This is a genomic window from Sinorhizobium psoraleae (genome assembly GCF_013283645.1).
Classification (GTDB): Bacteria; Pseudomonadota; Alphaproteobacteria; order Rhizobiales; family Rhizobiaceae; genus Sinorhizobium; species Sinorhizobium psoraleae.
Map to the genome: position 1 here is coordinate 1,258,380 of NZ_JABEKV010000001.1, position 15,357 is coordinate 1,273,736.

The 15,357-nt window shown below is 62.8% G+C and carries 14 protein-coding genes; 5 read left to right on the forward strand and 9 right to left on the reverse strand.

The features are described 5' to 3' along the window. Positions 1–34: 34 nt before the first annotated feature. Positions 35–1,006 (reverse strand): MBL fold metallo-hydrolase, encoded by a 972-nt coding sequence (locus ILFOPFJJ_RS05785; protein WP_173509573.1) that lies wholly within the window; start codon positions 1,004–1,006, stop codon positions 35–37. A 147-nt stretch (positions 1,007–1,153) separates the two neighbouring features. On the opposite strand from ILFOPFJJ_RS05785, the gene ILFOPFJJ_RS05790 reads away from it, so the two are divergent. Beyond that, positions 1,154–2,110 carry a LysR family transcriptional regulator gene (locus ILFOPFJJ_RS05790; protein ID WP_173509574.1) on the forward strand — a complete coding sequence of 319 codons (957 nt, stop codon included), beginning with the start codon at positions 1,154–1,156 and terminating at the stop codon, positions 2,108–2,110. A gap of 91 nt (positions 2,111–2,201) precedes the next feature. On the opposite strand, the gene ILFOPFJJ_RS05795 is transcribed toward ILFOPFJJ_RS05790, so the two are convergent. From ILFOPFJJ_RS05795 to ILFOPFJJ_RS05810, 4 genes are read right to left on the reverse strand one after another with little or no spacing between them, the layout of a single operon-like run. After that, positions 2,202–4,271, reverse strand: a complete 2,070-nt coding sequence (locus ILFOPFJJ_RS05795; RefSeq protein WP_173509575.1) for a hypothetical protein — start codon at positions 4,269–4,271, stop codon at positions 2,202–2,204. 10 nt (positions 4,272–4,281) lie between these two features. Then, positions 4,282–7,092, reverse strand: a complete 2,811-nt coding sequence (locus ILFOPFJJ_RS05800) for a DUF4159 domain-containing protein (protein WP_173509576.1) — start codon at positions 7,090–7,092, stop codon at positions 4,282–4,284. Further along, positions 7,089–8,009 (reverse strand): DUF58 domain-containing protein, encoded by a 921-nt coding sequence (locus ILFOPFJJ_RS05805; RefSeq protein ID WP_173509577.1) that lies wholly within the window; start codon positions 8,007–8,009, stop codon positions 7,089–7,091. Before ILFOPFJJ_RS05805 ends, ILFOPFJJ_RS05800 begins: the two co-directional genes overlap by 4 nt. A 3-nt stretch (positions 8,010–8,012) precedes the next feature. Continuing rightward, positions 8,013–9,026, reverse strand: a complete 1,014-nt coding sequence (locus tag ILFOPFJJ_RS05810; protein ID WP_173509578.1) for an AAA family ATPase — start codon at positions 9,024–9,026, stop codon at positions 8,013–8,015. 263 nt (positions 9,027–9,289) lie between these two features. Here ILFOPFJJ_RS05810 and ILFOPFJJ_RS05815 point away from each other — a divergent pair, with 263 nt between their 5' ends. From ILFOPFJJ_RS05815 to ILFOPFJJ_RS05825, 3 genes are read left to right on the forward strand one after another with little or no spacing between them, the layout of a single operon-like run. Continuing rightward, a complete protein-coding gene (locus ILFOPFJJ_RS05815; protein ID WP_173509579.1) occupies positions 9,290–9,913 on the forward strand; it encodes a DUF1285 domain-containing protein in 624 nt (207 codons plus the stop codon). After that, positions 9,910–10,542, forward strand: coding sequence for a CoA pyrophosphatase (locus ILFOPFJJ_RS05820; RefSeq protein WP_173509580.1), 633 nt, complete (start codon positions 9,910–9,912; stop codon positions 10,540–10,542). Before ILFOPFJJ_RS05815 ends, ILFOPFJJ_RS05820 begins: the two co-directional genes overlap by 4 nt. Continuing rightward, on the forward strand, positions 10,539–11,795 hold the full coding sequence (locus tag ILFOPFJJ_RS05825; RefSeq protein WP_173509581.1) for a CCA tRNA nucleotidyltransferase: 1,257 nt from the start codon (positions 10,539–10,541) through the stop codon (positions 11,793–11,795). The genes ILFOPFJJ_RS05820 and ILFOPFJJ_RS05825 overlap by 4 nt, the downstream gene beginning before the upstream one ends. Before the next feature lie 82 nt (positions 11,796–11,877). Here ILFOPFJJ_RS05825 and ILFOPFJJ_RS05830 read toward each other — a convergent pair whose 3' ends face one another. Next, positions 11,878–12,063 (reverse strand): DUF1059 domain-containing protein, encoded by a 186-nt coding sequence (locus tag ILFOPFJJ_RS05830; RefSeq protein WP_173509582.1) that lies wholly within the window; start codon positions 12,061–12,063, stop codon positions 11,878–11,880. Between the two features lie 354 nt (positions 12,064–12,417). On the opposite strand from ILFOPFJJ_RS05830, the gene ILFOPFJJ_RS05835 reads away from it, so the two are divergent. Further along, positions 12,418–12,963 carry an adenine phosphoribosyltransferase gene (locus ILFOPFJJ_RS05835; protein ID WP_173509583.1) on the forward strand — a complete coding sequence of 182 codons (546 nt, stop codon included), beginning with the start codon at positions 12,418–12,420 and terminating at the stop codon, positions 12,961–12,963. A gap of 25 nt (positions 12,964–12,988) precedes the next feature. Here the strand turns inward: ILFOPFJJ_RS05835 and ILFOPFJJ_RS05840 are convergent, their stop codons facing one another. From ILFOPFJJ_RS05840 to ychF, 3 genes are all read right to left on the reverse strand, one after another. Beyond that, positions 12,989–13,459 (reverse strand): MaoC family dehydratase, encoded by a 471-nt coding sequence (locus ILFOPFJJ_RS05840; RefSeq protein WP_173509584.1) that lies wholly within the window; start codon positions 13,457–13,459, stop codon positions 12,989–12,991. Continuing rightward, complete coding sequence (locus ILFOPFJJ_RS05845; RefSeq protein WP_173509585.1) at positions 13,456–13,911, reverse strand: MaoC family dehydratase; 456 nt, start codon at positions 13,909–13,911, stop codon at positions 13,456–13,458. Before ILFOPFJJ_RS05845 ends, ILFOPFJJ_RS05840 begins: the two co-directional genes overlap by 4 nt. Before the next feature lie 67 nt (positions 13,912–13,978). Then, on the reverse strand, positions 13,979–15,082 hold the full coding sequence (gene ychF / locus ILFOPFJJ_RS05850; protein WP_173509586.1) for a redox-regulated ATPase YchF: 1,104 nt from the start codon (positions 15,080–15,082) through the stop codon (positions 13,979–13,981). Positions 15,083–15,357: the final 275 nt, after the last annotated feature.

Consider the following 15,357-nt stretch of genomic DNA (forward strand, 5'->3'; position numbering starts at 1 on the left):
GCAAGCGCAAGCTTGCACTCTTTCCGTTTTTGGATCAATCAGCCGCGTAGTTGACCGGTACCCAGTCGTAATTCGTGTCGTCGGTGCGCAGGTGACCGATACCGGGGAAGGCAATATGCGCGCCGGCGACCCAATAACGTTCCGATGCTGCTTCGACGAATGCGGCTCGGCGTGACTCGACAGCCTTCTGCTGATCGACATCGAATTCGATGGCGACGCCCGGTTCGTCGAACTGCAGCACATCGCCGTGCGTAATATCTCCCCAGAAGACCATCTTCTCTCCTTCGCTTTCGATCACCAGCGAGCTATGGCCCGGCGTGTGGCCCGAGCGCAGGATGGAACCGATGCCCGCGACCGGCGCGGCATCGTCGTCGAAGGTCTCCAGTCTACCTGCGTCCAGATAGGGCGCGAGGCTTTGCTGCGCTTCGACAAACTGGTTCTTAAGCGGACCGGTTGCGCCTTCCCGTTTGGCGGGGTCGAGCCAGAAATCGGCGTCGCGCTTGTTGACGCGCACAATGGCGTTCGTGAAGAGCCGCTCGCCGTCAGCGGAAAGACCTCCAGAGTGGTCGGTGTGGATATGCGTGAGGATCACGTCATCGACATCACTTGCCTTGTAGCCTGATGCCTCGATGTTCCGGATCAGCTTGCCAAGCTTCGGGCCGAGATAGCTGCCTGTCCCCGCGTCGATCAGGACGAGACGTTCGCCGGTGTTGATCAGAAATGCGTTCACGGACGTTTCGGTCTCCGTGCCCTGAAAGGCTGCGGCAAGCGCGGATTGCGCATGTTCGTCGGTCGTATTGGTGTAAAGGCTGGCAAGCGGAATCGGGATCGTGCCGTCGGAAACCGCCGTCACCTCGATCGAGCCCACCTTCATGCGATAGAAAGCGGGAGCCTGGACCTTTGCGAAGGGCGCTTTGGCCGCGGCGCGGGTCGAGATAACCGGCATCGAACTCGCCGCGACGAGAGCAGAGGCGGTTCCCTTGAGGATCGATCGGCGCGTATGCATAGGTTCAACTCCTGATAAGTTGGAGCGGGATGCGGGCGGGAGACCGCTCACATTTTCCTCATTCCGCTCTGATTGCTGATCTGGCTCTTGCAAGACCTCAGGCAGAAGCTATGTATGGAGCAGTCAGCAATCAAATCGATACGAGTCATGGAAGTCATCGATCATTTCAATCTGCGCTCCTTCGACCTCAATCTGTTGATCGCCTTCGATGCGATGATGGAGGAGGGCAGCGTGACCAAGGCGGCTCGCCGCCTCAAAATCCAGCAGCCGGCCATGAGCCACAACCTGTCTACGTTGAGGGTTCTGTTTCAGGACGATCTTTTCGTGAGGATTGGCCAGGTTATGCAGCCGACCGCGCGGGCGCGGGCATTGGCCGGGCCGATCCGCCTGGCACTGAAGCAGGCGCAGGCCGCACTCCTCGCTGCCGACGTGTTTGATCCGGCAACGGAACGGCGAATTTTCCGCCTGGGCCTATCCTGCGAGGCCGAGCTTCTGCTGCTTCCGGATTTAACGGCGCTGTTGCGACGCATGGCCCCCGGTATCCGGCTTCTGGTGCGGACGTGCACTCCGGACGAGGTGGATGCGATGCTGAGCGCAGGTACGATCGACATGGCCGTCGGCTGCACTTACGCGCCCACCTCACGCTACATCTCCGAAGTGCTCTACGAGGCGGAGGTGCTTTGCTGCTTCAATCGCGGTCTGTTGCCCTTGCCGAATCCGGTGACCCTCGATACCTATCTCCAGGCCGACCATGTGGTGATCTCGCAATCGGAAAGCCTTCATGGGTGCGTGAAAGATGCACTTGAACATGCCGGGACCGAGCTGAACGTGGTCGCCGCCGCCCCTGATTTCATGTCCGTCCTGGCGACCGCGAGCTTGTCGCCCGTGATTGCAACGGTGTCTTCGCGCATTGCCGAGCGTTATGGTCCGTTGCTGGGGCTGGAGGTTAGTCCGGTCCCTTTGGCGCTGCGGTTTCCGCCGGTTACCATGGTCTGGCCGCTGCATTCCGACAATGATCCGGCCGGCGTCTGGCTGCGGCAGCACATTCGCGCGTGTCTCTCCGCCAGTGTCCCGCAGCTTCCGCATCCGCTCGCTGCGGAATAGGCATCATCGGTGTGGCCGAAGCGTCGATCGGTTCTAATAAGTTAGAGCGGAGTCCGGGCGGAAAACCGCTCACACTTTTCCTCACCCCGCTCTATCGACCCTCGCGATACCAGGTGGAGGAGATCAGGAAGAGCAGGGCGGCGAGCCCGAAGAGGCTGGAGAACAGAGACAGCGAATTGATGCCCTTCAGCACGGTCTCGTCGGTCATGCGCAACGAAAGGCGCTCGTTGTCCGCCACCCGGACAGCGCCATGAACCGGCAGGATCGAAGGAAGGTCGACCGGGCCGTCCGCATCCGCCAGCCGCCGCACGAGTCCCTTGGTTTTTTCCGCCCAGGGACGGAGCTTTTCCTCCGTGGAGATTGCCGCCTTGAACTCCGGCGCATCGACGTTGCCGACATGGACAAGCGTCGTCAGCTCGTCGTTGGCGACTTCGAAGAGGCCGGTTTCGGTCGTCTTGACCTCGGCCTTGTAGAGACCCGGTTCGCGTTCTGTGAGTGTGACCTCCTCGGTCTTGCCCGATGGATAGGTGAGCGTCGCCTGGCCGGGGTCTCCTTCGATCGTCTGCCGGGTAATTTCCAGCGTACGGCCGGAGGCGCGCGCCGTCAGCGCCTCTTCCTCGAGCGCCGGTTCCTGCATCAGCCAATGGGCCGTGCGACGATAGAGCGAAACATGCGGTCCGCCGCCTTCGAAGCCGCGCGCCCACAGCCAACCTTGGTCGGACAAAAGCATCGCGACACGCCCCTTGCCGACGCGGTTGAGGACGAGCAACGGCTTTCCGTCTGCCGCTTCCATTACCGTCTGCCCGAGGGGGCGGTCGACGTCGACCGTGCGGAACCATCGACCCCAGCCCGGAGGTTCGCTCGCTGCGCCTTCGAGACCGCGCGTCACCGGATGCTTCTTTCCCTCCTCGGAAAGGCGGGGGAAGAAAGCCTTCTCATTCATGGCACCGGTGGGGCTCGCGGGAAGAACCGCCGAAAGCGGCGTGGCGGCAATCGAGTCGTCGCCGGCGTGTTCCGGGCCGGCGGCGATCAGCAGGGCGCCGCCGTTCTGCACATATTGCGCGATGTTGTCGTAGTAGAGGATCGGCAGCACGCCGCGATGCTGGTAGCGATCGAAGATGATCAGATCGAACTCGCTGATCTTGTCGACGAAGAGCTCGCGCGTCGGGAAGGCGATCAGCGAAAGTTCGTTGATCGGCGTACCGTCCTGTTTTTCCGGCGGACGCAGAATGGTGAAGTGGACGAGGTCCACCGCTGCATCGGATTTCAGCAGATTGCGCCAAGCGCGCTCGCCCGCGTGCGGCTCACCGGAAACCAGCAGTACGCGTAGGTTCTCCCGGATCCCGTCGAGCACGTGGACGGCGCGGTTGTTGACCTCCGTCACTTCGCCCGCGATGGGGTTCACCGCGAATTCGAGGATGTTGTTGCCGCCGCGCGGGACGGTGAAGCTGAAGGGCACATCCGTGCCCGGCTCGGCTTGCTCGGTGGCGATCTCGTTGCCATTGAGGCGGATCGTCACTTCGGCGCCACCCTCGGGAGCCGCTCCGTCGTCAACGACGCGGAAGGTCATTTTCTGCTGTTCGCCGACGATGCCGAACCGCGGTGCGCTGACGATTTCGATACGCCGGTCGAATTCATCCGGCTTGCCGCTGATCAAGCCATGGATGGGCGCATCCAAACCGAGCTTCTGATTGACATCGGGAACGTCATGGATCTGGCCGTCGGTTATGAAGACGGCGCCACCGACGCGGGCCGGCGGCACGTCGGCAAGCGCTGTTGTCAATGCACCGAAGAGCTTCGTCGACGGCGCTTCGCTTTCGGCGTCGTCTGCGGCCTCGACGATGCGGGTCTCTATCTGCGGAAAGTGGGCGAGGCGATCCTTGAGGTCGGCAAGCGCCCTGTCGGTCTGTTCTCGCCGATCGGCATTGTCCTGGCTTTGGCTGCGATCGACGACGATCGCAACGATGGTCGAGAGCGGCTCGCGCTCCTCCTGGAAAACAGACGGATTGGCAATCGCCAGGCAGAACGCTGCTAGCGCGGCCGTCCGCAACCAGGCGCCGCGAACGCGACGCCAGAGGCCGAGCGCCGCGAGCGCGGCCGCGACGAGCGTCAGCGCCGCGAAATAGGGCCAGGGAAGAAACGGTGCAAAGTCGACGGTCATCGAACGATCCTCACTGACCGAGCCGCTCGAGCAGGGCGGGCACGTGCACCTGGTCGGCCTTGTAGTTGCCGGTCAGCATATACATCATGATGTTGACGCCGGAGCGGAAGGCATATTCGCGCTGCATCTCGTCCGGCGGAACCGTCGGCAGGAGCGCGACGCCATTCGTATCCACGGCCCAGGCGCCGGCAAAGTCGTTACCGGTGATCATGATCGGCGTGACGCCGTCCGCGGACCTGGCTGGGCGGTCGCTTACCTCTTCACGGTTGTCGAGCTGCGCCTCGATCCAGAGCGGACTGCCGGTGTAGCGCCCTGGAAAATTCGAGAGCAGATAGAAGGCCTTGGTCAGCACATGATCACCCGGAACGGGCTCCAGCGGCGGAATGTCGAGATTGCCCAGAATCGCCTGCAGCCGTTCGGTGTTCGCGCTCGTCCCGCTCGAAGAGGCGCCCAACGAGGAAAACTGGTCGCGCGTATCGAAGAGCACCGTGCCGCCCGCGCGCATATAGGCGTCGATGCGGCTTACAGCCTGCGGACTCGGCATCGGCGCATTGGCGGAAATCGGCCAGTAGATGATCGGGTAAAGGCTGAGCTCGTCCTTGGAAATGTCGAGCCCGACGGGCGCGCCCGGCTCGAGCGTCGTGCGATAGGTGAGGAAATCCGTGAGGCCGATGAGGCCGCGTTCGGAGAGGCGGTCGACCTCGTCTTCGCCGGTGACGACATAGGCGAGATGGGTCGTGTCGAGGCGTTCGAGGACGCGTTGGTCATCCGGACGCGCGTCATCCGCGAACGCCTGCGGTGGAAGGAGGACAAGGGTGCCGCACAGCACGAAGAGTATTGTGGCAGCGGTCCTTGCTATTCGAACGCGCGAAAAGGCACCGCTCATGAAGAGGACGACGACGGCGTCGGCAAGGAGCAGCAGCAGTGCCAGCGTCAGGAGAGCAGGCTTCAGCGACCAGCTTTCCGCGCCAGTCAGCCGTTCGGAGGTATGCGGGCCTGCAGCCACCATGTCGATCTTTTTGAGTTCGGCATCGCGGGGGAGCAGGTTCAACGCCGTGAAGCCGTCTTCGGAGCCGTAAAGCCCCGGCGGGTTTTCCGGAGTTGCAAGCGGTGCCTTGCCCGGGACGATGTCGAGCGGCCGCGCATTGCCGGTTTCGGCGACGAGGACACCGTCGGCGTTCAGCAGCCGGTAGGGCGCCAATGTCTGCGCCTGTGTCTTGCCTTCGCTCGCGACGCCGCCGCTGCGCGAAAGCTGCACGCTGCGGCGAAGCATTTCCACGAAATGCCCGGAAATCGGCAGGTTCGACCAGGTTGCCTCGGCGCTGACATGGAACAGGATGATGCGTCCGGCCCCTTGTCCGGCCGTCGTCACCAAAGGCGTTCCGTCGGCGAGGTTTGCCCAGGTCCGCTCGACCAGATCCGCTGTCGGTTCGGCCAGGACCTGCCGCTTGATCAAGATGTCGGTGGGACGGGCCATGCCGGCAAAGGGGCTGTTGCCAGGATAGGCGGCGAGCGGCTGCGGCTCCGACCAGGAAAGCGCGCCGCCAAGCGCCCGCTCGCCCTGCCTCAGCGTCACGGGCACCAGCGGGTCGTCGGCCGGTGCTGCTGCAAGGCGCGGCCCGGCAAAGCGGATCAGGGTGCCGCCGTTGTCGATCCACTTCTTCATCAGCGGGTACATCTCTTCCGGCAGGCGGCCGATATCGGCCATGATCAGGACCGAAGGTCGTTGTTCCAAAAGTTCCGGAATGGCGACGGCAAGGTCGGTCTCGCGGGGTTCGACGAGATCGGCATAAGGGGCGAGCGCCCGGTTGATGTAGTAGAGCGGCGAGAGCAGCGGTTGGGAAAGGTCTCGGGCCTCGCCGCTCAAGAGGGCGACACGGCGGCGGCGGAAGCCGTCGTCGAGCAGGTGGACGCCGCCGGCGGTCGCGGCACCCTCGATGCCGATGCGCGCGAAATCGTTGCGCAGCTCGAAAGGCGCGGTGATCGTTCCCTTTGCAACCGCTTCATTGGGCGCGAAATCGATCGTGCCGTCCGCGATCGCGCGGCCACGCGTATCGTAAGCGACGATCGACACGGAACGGCGATCATCGGTTTTCAACCGGCTCGCCGTCACCGACATGCCTGCGGATTCGTTGCTGCTGTTGGTGAGGGCAATTGCTTGACTGCCGTCGGCCTCGATCAACCGAAGGTTGGCGGCGCGAATTCCCGCGAGCGCCTCCATCGTCTTGCCTTCCGTCGCTTCTATGCCGTCGGTGACGAAGGCGAGCGTTCCGGGTGCGGCGCTTTCGAAGGCCGTTTGCATTGCCGCGATCGCGGAGCGACGGTCGGCCGGAAGCGGTTCAGGCGATGCGGCGGCGAGGCGGTTGCGCGCGGCCCCTGCCGATCCCGGCGTCGCATCGTGCTGCCGATCGCCGGTGAAGACGATCGAGACCGCAAGGTCTCTTGCCTCCGCGTCGTCGATCAGCGCCGAGGCGGCTTCGATGCGGCGCTCCCAATCGGGCGCCGTCGCCCAGCTGTTGTCGATCAAGAGCGCGAGAGGGCCGGAGGAGGCGAGCGTATTGCTGCGCGGGTTGAAGACCGGGTCGGCAATTGCAAAAATGACGGCGGCCGCCATCAGCATCCTGAGAAGCGTCAGCCACCAGGGGCTTTTCGAGGGGGTCTCCTCGCGCTTCAGAACCGAGGCGAGAATGCGCAGCGGCGGAAAGACCTCGGCCGCCGGCCGCGGCGGCGTCATCCGCAAAAGCCACCAGATGACCGGCAGCGCTACAAGCGCGGCCAGCATGGCGGGATTGGCGAAGACGAAGGCGAGACCGCCGATCATAGCAGGCCTCCATGCGTTGCCCTTCCGGGCATTCCTGAAAGATACATGTGCACGGCTACCAGTGCCTCGGACGCGGGGCGGTCGGTCCGATGCGGAATGAAGGTCCAGCCGAGGTGCCGGAGGCTCGAGCCGAGGCTGTCGCGGCGGGCGAGATAGGCGCGCTGATAATCTTCTTGCAAAATCTCGGCGCGCCCCGCAGTCAGTTTTTCCCCGGTTTCCGGGTCGGTGAATTCGGTTCGCCCGGCATAGGGGAAGACCTCTTCCGCAGGATCGGCGATCTCGACCATATGTCCGCGGAAGCCGCGGCGCGCGAGCGGCGCAAGGCGCTCCATCACCTTTTCGGCGGGGTCGAGAAAATCTCCGATCAGCACCAGATCACTGGCGTTGCGGATCATGCCGGTCTCAGGAAGTCCCTCGGCGAGCGGGCTCAGCATGATCGCGGTTGCCAGCCGTTCGGCGGCGTTGCGCGCCGACACCGGTTCCATGACGCCGGGGCAGCCGATCCGTTCGCCGGAGCGGGCGAGAATTTCGGCAAGCGCCAGCATCAGCACCAGCGCACGGCTTTCCTTGGAAACGGCGCCGAGCGTCGACTTGTACATCATCGAGGGCGAGAGATCGGCCCAGAGCCATATGGTATGGGCGGCCTCCCATTCGCGATCGCGCACATAGGTATGGTCGTCGCGGGCCGAGCGCCGCCAGTCGATACGCGACAGGCTTTCGCCTTCGCTATAGGGGCGGAACTGCCAGAAATTTTCGCCGATGCCGCGTTTGCGCCGGCCATGCCAGCCTGAAATCACCGTGTTGGCAATCCTGCGCGCCTCGACGAGGCAATCCGGAACGAGCATTGCGCGCTGCTGCGCGCGCGACAGGACCTCGCCGGAAGGGGTACGCGCGACTATGTGCCCGATGGCGGCCATGCATTAACCCTTGGCTCGTTTCACCAGGCCGGCGATGACGTCGCGCACGGTCATGCCCTCCGCACGGGCCGCGAAGGTGAGCGCCATGCGGTGCTGCAGCACGGGTTCGGCAAGCGCCAGAATATCGTCGACAGAAGGCGCCAGCCGGCCGTCATAAAGCGCCCGCGCCCGAGCACACAGCATCAGCGCCTGGCCCGCACGCGGACCGGGCCCCCAGGCGACATTCTTGTCGGTCGTCGAATTGCCGTTGCCGGGGCGGGCGGAACGCACGAGCGACAGGATGGCATCGACCACCTTTTCGCCGACCGGCATCTGGCGGATCAGGCTCTGGATCTGCAGGAGGCGCTGTGCGTCGATCACCGGCCGGGCCTCGGTCTCGACCACGCCGGTCGTCTCCAGCAGGATTTGCCGTTCGGCCCCAAGCTCGGGGTAGCCGACATCGACCTGCATCAGGAAACGGTCGAGCTGCGCCTCTGGGAGCGGGTATGTTCCCTCCTGCTCGAGCGGGTTTTGGGTCGCCAGCACATGGAATGGCTGGGGCAGGTCCTTGCGGGCGCCGGCGACGGTGATGTGATATTCCTGCATGGCCTGCAACAGTGCCGATTGGGTTCGCGGCGACGCACGGTTGATCTCGTCCGCCATCAGCAGCTGCGTGAAGATCGGGCCGGGGATGAACCGGAACGATCGGTAGCCCGCCGCGTCCTGATCCATCACCTCGGAGCCGAGAATATCTGATGGCATCAGGTCGGGTGTGAACTGGATCCGGCTGTTGTCGAGCCCGAGGACTGTACCGAGGGTGGCGACGAGCTTGGTCTTGGCGAGGCCCGGTACGCCGACAAGCAGTGCATGACCGCCGGACAGCACGGCAAGCAGCGTCTGCTCGACCACGCTTTCCTGACCGAAGATCACCTTGCCGACTTCGGCGCGTATAAGCGCGATCTCCCCAAGCGCGGCTTCCGCGGCCGCGACGATCGCCTTCTCGTCGGCCGCATCGACCGCGCTTTTCATAACACTCATCGCCATTCTCTCCGATCGTCGCTGCTGAACCGAATCAGCCATTGCGCAGTATTCAGTTCCTGTTTTTCAATTTAGACCCTGGCGGACGGCTGACAAGCCGGCGCCAACGCACTATGTCGTGAGCTTGCAGGACGCTCGCCGTGCATCCCGCATTCTCATCGATGCGGACGGAATGCCCAAAACCGAAGGCTGGCGCATCCCTCGCACGTCGTCTGAACGCGTTATGCTTCAGAAGCAAGATCGGGACCAAACAGGACAGAACGATGGCAGAGGCCAAGATTCAGCAAACGGGCGACGCGGCGGGCCTTGCCGCGCTGATCGCCCGCGCCGCGGGCGAAAGGGGCGGTGAAGCGAAGGGACTGCCGCCGGTAGACCGTTGGAATCCGCCGTTTTGCGGCGATATCGACATGGAAATCCGTGGCGATGGAACCTGGTTCTACATGGGCACGCCGATCGGCCGTCAGCCACTCGTCCGATTGTTTTCCACCGTCCTGCGCAAGGACGAGGACGGCAAGACCTATCTGGTTACGCCGGTGGAAAAGGTCGGTATCCGCGTCGCCGATGCCCCGTTCATCGCCGTCGAAATGAACGTTACTTCCAAGGAAGGCGGAAATGTCCTGACGTTCCGCACCAATGTCGGCGACGTCGTGGAGGCGGGGCCGGAGCATTCGCTGCACTTCGTCGTCCACGGCGAAAATCGCGAGCTGAAGCCCTATCTCCACGTGCGTGGGCGACTTGAGGCGCTCGTATCGAGGCCCGTCATGTACGACCTTGTCGAACTGGGCGAAACGGTCGAGATCGACGGCATCGATATGTTCTGCGTAAAGTCGGCCGGCGCGGTGTTTCCGATCATGCCGGCGGCTGAACTGGAAGCCCTGTCGCAATGACAAATCATCCCTATTCCGCCGACGAGTTTCGCCGCCGGGCGCTTACCCAGACGGGCGGGCCGATTGAGACGTCCTGGCGCGATCACGGCGATTTTTTGCTTAATCCGGGTATCGTTCCCTATCTCGAGTCCCTGCATCTGAAAGATGCGGCGGTGCTCGTCCCCGTGGTCGACGACGGCGAGGATGCGAGCGTCATCTTCACGCAGCGCACCTCGACATTGCGCAAGCACTCGGGTCAGGTCGCCTTTCCGGGCGGGGCCGTTGATCCCGAAGACCGGTCCATCGAAGTTGCGGCCCTGCGCGAAGCCCAGGAAGAGATCGGCCTTGATCCCCGCTTCGTCGAGACGATCGGCCGTCTGCCGCATTATATGGCCATGTCGGGCTTCCGCATCACACCGGTGCTCGCGGTGGTGCAGCCTGGATTCGAGCTCATGCCCAATCCGGAAGAGGTGGAAAGCGTCTTCGAAGTGCCGCTCTCCTTCCTGATGAACCCCGTCAATCACGGGCGCGGGCGCAGCCATTGGCAGGGCGCGGAGCGGCAGTTCTATCGCATGCCCTATGGCGAACGGAATATCTGGGGGATTACGGCGGGCATCGTCCGCATGCTCTATGAAAGGCTTTATGCATGACTTCCGTTGCCGCTGAGGCCTGGTTTCAGGCTCCTTCGCTCCGGCGCGTTTTCGATGTTCTGAACGCCGATGGTCGCGAGGTGCGCGTTGTCGGCGGCGCGATCCGCAACAGCCTCATGGGTCTGCCTGCCGGCGACGTCGACATGGCGACCACCTGGCGGCCGGAGGACGTTGCCGAACGGGCGAAGGCTGCGGGTATCAAGGTCGTGCCGACCGGCGTCGACCATGGAACGATCACGCTCGTTATCGACGGAACGCCCTATGAAGTGACGACGCTTCGCCGCGATGTCGCAACGGACGGGCGCCGCGCCGAAGTGGCCTTCGGGACCGATTGGCGGGCGGATGCGGAGCGCCGCGACTTCACGATCAATGCCCTCTATGCGGACAGCGACGGTAAGGTCTTCGATTATGTCGGCGGCCTCGCCGACATAGAGAGCCAGACATTGCGGTTCATCGGCGATGCCGCCGAGCGCGTCCGGGAGGATTATCTGCGCATTCTGCGTTTCTTCCGTTTCTTCGCCTATTACGGCGCCGGCCGTCCGGACGCCGACGGGCTCAAGGCGTGTGCTCAGGCGCGCGCAAAGCTCTCCACGCTTTCGGCGGAACGGGTCTGGTCCGAGACGAAGAAATTGCTTGCCGCCGACGATCCAGGCCGCGCGCTCCTGTGGATGCGCCAGGCAGGCGTGCTCACCGAAATCCTGCCGGAAACCGAGAAATGGGGTATCGATACCATTCCCGGCCTGATTGCCGCCGAGAAGGCCTTTTCCTGGAAGCCGGATCCGCTGCTGAGGTTGGCGGCGATCGTCCCCCCGGATTCGGAACGGCTTGCGGCCATGGCAGCGCGCCTGCGCTTGTCGAAGGCGGAGGCAGCTTATTTTGCACGCTTTGCGGGCGCTCCAGCAGTCCCCGCGACGCTTGCGGATGCGGCTCTCGACCGCCAGCTTTACCGGCATGGCGTCGAGGGGATTACCACTCGCCTGCGGCTCTCCCTGGCGTCCGCGCGCCGTCTGTCCGAAAACGATCCGTCGCTTCTTTCTGAAACCGCGGCGCTTCAGCGGCTACTGTCGCGCGCGGAGAAGTGGCATCGCCCGGCATTTCCCTTGACCGGCGCCGATGTCCTGAAGGCCGGCGTTCCGGCCGGCCCGAAAGTCGGGGAAGTGCTTTCCGAACTCGAAAATTTCTGGATCGAGCGCAATTTCGCCCCCGACCGGGCAGCGCTCGCGGCCCGGCTCGAGTTGATGGTGCCCAAGTGATCAGGGATGGCGGGAACTGCTGTTTGCCTTTCCTCATCCCGCTCGACCTGAAAGCGGCAAAGACGGCCTTGCCCCGCTCCGGTCAGGCGGCCTTGCTTTCGTCGACGATCCGAACCTTGATATTGTCGATCATGTTCTCGCGTATCGTCGTTTCGCCATGGGTCACGCGCATGTGTTCCACAACGCGACGGACGATTTCTGCATCATTGTCAGCGCGGGTGTGCCATTCACAACCCGGGACGAGCGAACCGCATTCAAACAGGCGCATGGCCTCCTCCTTCCTCTTGCTGCTGGCTCCTGGAGCCTCCCGCTTTCACATGGAACCACTGAAAGCGGATAAGACGCTAGAATCAAAGTGCTAAGTCCGTTTGTGCGTTCATTTGAACACACGGCGCTTTGGTGCAGTAACGCCCCAATTGGCTGCCCTGCAAAATTCAAGTTTAACACAACACCTGGCAAGCCAAATTGTTCCCGCGCACCTGCGGAGATTTCAAAGGATTGCCGCGGGTGCGGTGGGAAGCCCGGCCTTGTGACTGCAGTGCGAAGAAAATTCTATAGAATTGCACGTCGTTGATGTTATGGCTTTGGCTTCATTGAGACTCGCAGAGGCTGTTTTCCCATCATGACCGCGACCGTTCAATCGGAACTGATTTCCGCCATCCGGAGCATTCCGGATTACCCGAAGCCAAGCGTCATGTTTCGCGATATAACGACCTTGCTCGGCAATCCGAAGGCTTTCCGCCGGGCGATCGACGAGCTTGTCCACCCCTATGCCGGCACCAAGGTGGACAAGATCGCGGGCATCGAGGCGCGCGGTTTCATCCTGGGCGGCGCGATCGCCCACCAGCTTTCGGCCGGCTTCGTCCCGATCCGAAAAAAGGGCAAGCTGCCGCACGATACCGTCCGCATCGCCTACAGCCTCGAATACGGCGTGGACGAGATGGAAATGCACAGGGACGCGATCCAGCCGGGCGAGAAGGTGATCCTGGTCGACGACCTGATCGCCACCGGCGGAACCGCAGAAGGCGCCGTCAAGCTTCTGAAGCAAATGGGGGCGGACATTGTGGCCGCCTGCTTCATCATAGATCTGCCCGAACTCGGCGGTCGCAGGAAACTCGAAGCTCTCGGCGTCAATGTGCGCACACTGATCGAGTTCGAAGGGCATTAACCGCCCGGCGGTTTCGCGCGCTATCTCAGGTGAATTCGATAACCTTACTTTCGAACTGGATGACGGTCTCGCCGTGCTGGTTCTCGCCCTCGCAGAAGATGGTGTTGATCCGCCACCCCGGTCTCGACGCGACGACCCGTGCCTCCAGAAAGGTGACCGCGTAGGTTATCGTGTCCCCGGCATAGACCGGCTTCAGCCATTTTAATTCGCGAAAGCCGGGTGAGGGGCCGAGTTTCGGCGCATGCAGCCCTTCGGCCGCCAGGCGTCGAATTTCATCCTTCCAGAACCGCACGAAGCATTGCATCCAGCCGGCGCTCGTGTGCCAACCGGAAGCGCAAAGGCCGCCGAACAGCGAGTGCTTGGCGTCCTCCTCGTCGAGGTGGAATGGTTGCGGGTCGAAGTCGCGTGCAAAGCGAATGATGTCGTCCGCTGAGAATGTCAGACTGCCGATCACCGTTTTTCGGCCGGCCGCGTAGATTTCGCCCAAGGTCATCATCGCCGCAGCCCCCAGTCGCGGCGGCGGAAAAGCACGGAACATTCCGAAACCGCGATCGCCTCGCCCGTCTGGTTGTCGATCTCGTTGCGGAACTTGACGATGCCGACGCCAGGTTTCGAATTCGATTGCCGCGCTCCGAGCACTACGCTGAAGCCTGTCAGCACATCGCCGGCGAGCACCGGCTTCTTCCAATCCATGAAGTCGATGCCGGGCGAACCCTGAGAGGAGGAATCGCCAAGAAAGGCGTCGATCATCATGCGCATGCCGATCGCGCTCGTGTGCCAGCCGGAGGCAGAGAGCCCGCCAAGAATGCTGCGCTTCCCGGCTTCCTCATCCAGATGCATCGGCTGCGGGTCGAACTCACTGGCGAAGGCGATGATGTCAGGCGCCTGCATTACGACCGGCTGATAGTCGAAGCGCCGGCCTGGCGTGAAATCCTCGAAATATAGCATGCCGGCCTCCCTCGCTGCCGGAGATGTTTAGCTATGCGGCTCTGCTACATGCAGAGCCGCCACCGCATCAGGTGTTGAAGCGGAAATGGATGACGTCGCCGTCCTGGACGACATACTCCTTGCCTTCGTCGCGCGCCTTGCCGGCTTCCTTCGCGCCGGTTTCGCCGCCGAGCGAAATATAGTCATCATAAGCGATGGTGTTCGCGCGGATAAAGCCCCGCTCGAAATCCGTGTGGATGACGCCCGCGGCTTGCGGCGCCTTGGTGCCGCGCGGGATGGTCCAGGCGCGCGTTTCCTTCGGGCCGACCGTGAAGTAGGTGATGAGGTCCAGCAGCTTGTAGCCGGCGCGGATCAGCCGGTCGAGACCAGCCTCCTCGAGGCCGAGCGCGGCAAGAAATTCCTTGGCTTCCTCTTCGGGCAGCTGCGCCACTTCGGATTCGATCGCGGCCGAGATGACAACGGATTCGGCGCCTTGGGCCTTTGCCATTTCGGCAACGGCGCGAGTGTGTTCATTGCCGGTAGCTGCGTCGCTTTCCGCGACGTTGCAAACGTAGAGCACGGGATGGGAGGTGAGGAGGTTGAGGCCCTGGAGGATGCGCAGTTCTTCGGCGTCGAGCTTCGACAGGAGCGTGCGTACCGGCTTGCCTTCCTGCAAGAGCTTCAACGAGGCTTCCATTACGGGAAGCTGCGCCATCGAATCCTTGTCCTTGCCGACGGCGCGTTTGCGCGTCTGTTCCGTACGGCGCTCCAGGCTTTCGAGATCGGCAAGCATCAATTCAGTCTCGATCGTCTCGGCGTCGGCAACCGGGTGGATGCGGCCTTCCACATGGGTGATGTCGTCGTCCTCGAAACAACGCAGCACGTGCACCACGGCATCCACCTCGCGAATATTGGCGAGGAACTGGTTGCCGAGACCTTCGCCCTTGGATGCGCCGCGCACAAGGCCGGCGATGTCGACGAAGGAGATGCGCGTCGGGATGATTTCCTTCGACTTCGCGATATCGGCGAGCTTGCGCATGCGCGGATCCGGGACCGCAACTTCACCGGTGTTCGGCTCGATCGTGCAGAAGGGATAGTTTGCCGCTTGCGCTGCCGCGGTCTTGGTGAGCGCGTTGAAAAGTGTGGACTTGCCGACATTCGGCAGCCCGACGATACCGCATTTGAAGCCCATGGCTGAAACCTGTCGTTCTCGGAATTGCTTGGCGGTGGCTATGGGATAAAGGAGAGGAGCGGTCAAGGTCTTCGCGCGCTTCTGCGCGTTATGACACGGCTTTCCCTTGAATGCCGATGCCCGACGCGCAATATTGTTCAGCGACCCTGCTGCATGTTTTTGTTCTTAAATCATTGTCGATTTAAGGACAAAAGACGCACCAGTTCAAAGCGCTACCGCGTTCTTTTGCGCGTCCTATAAGACGCGCGGGCGCTGTAGTTCCTTTTTTCATGTCA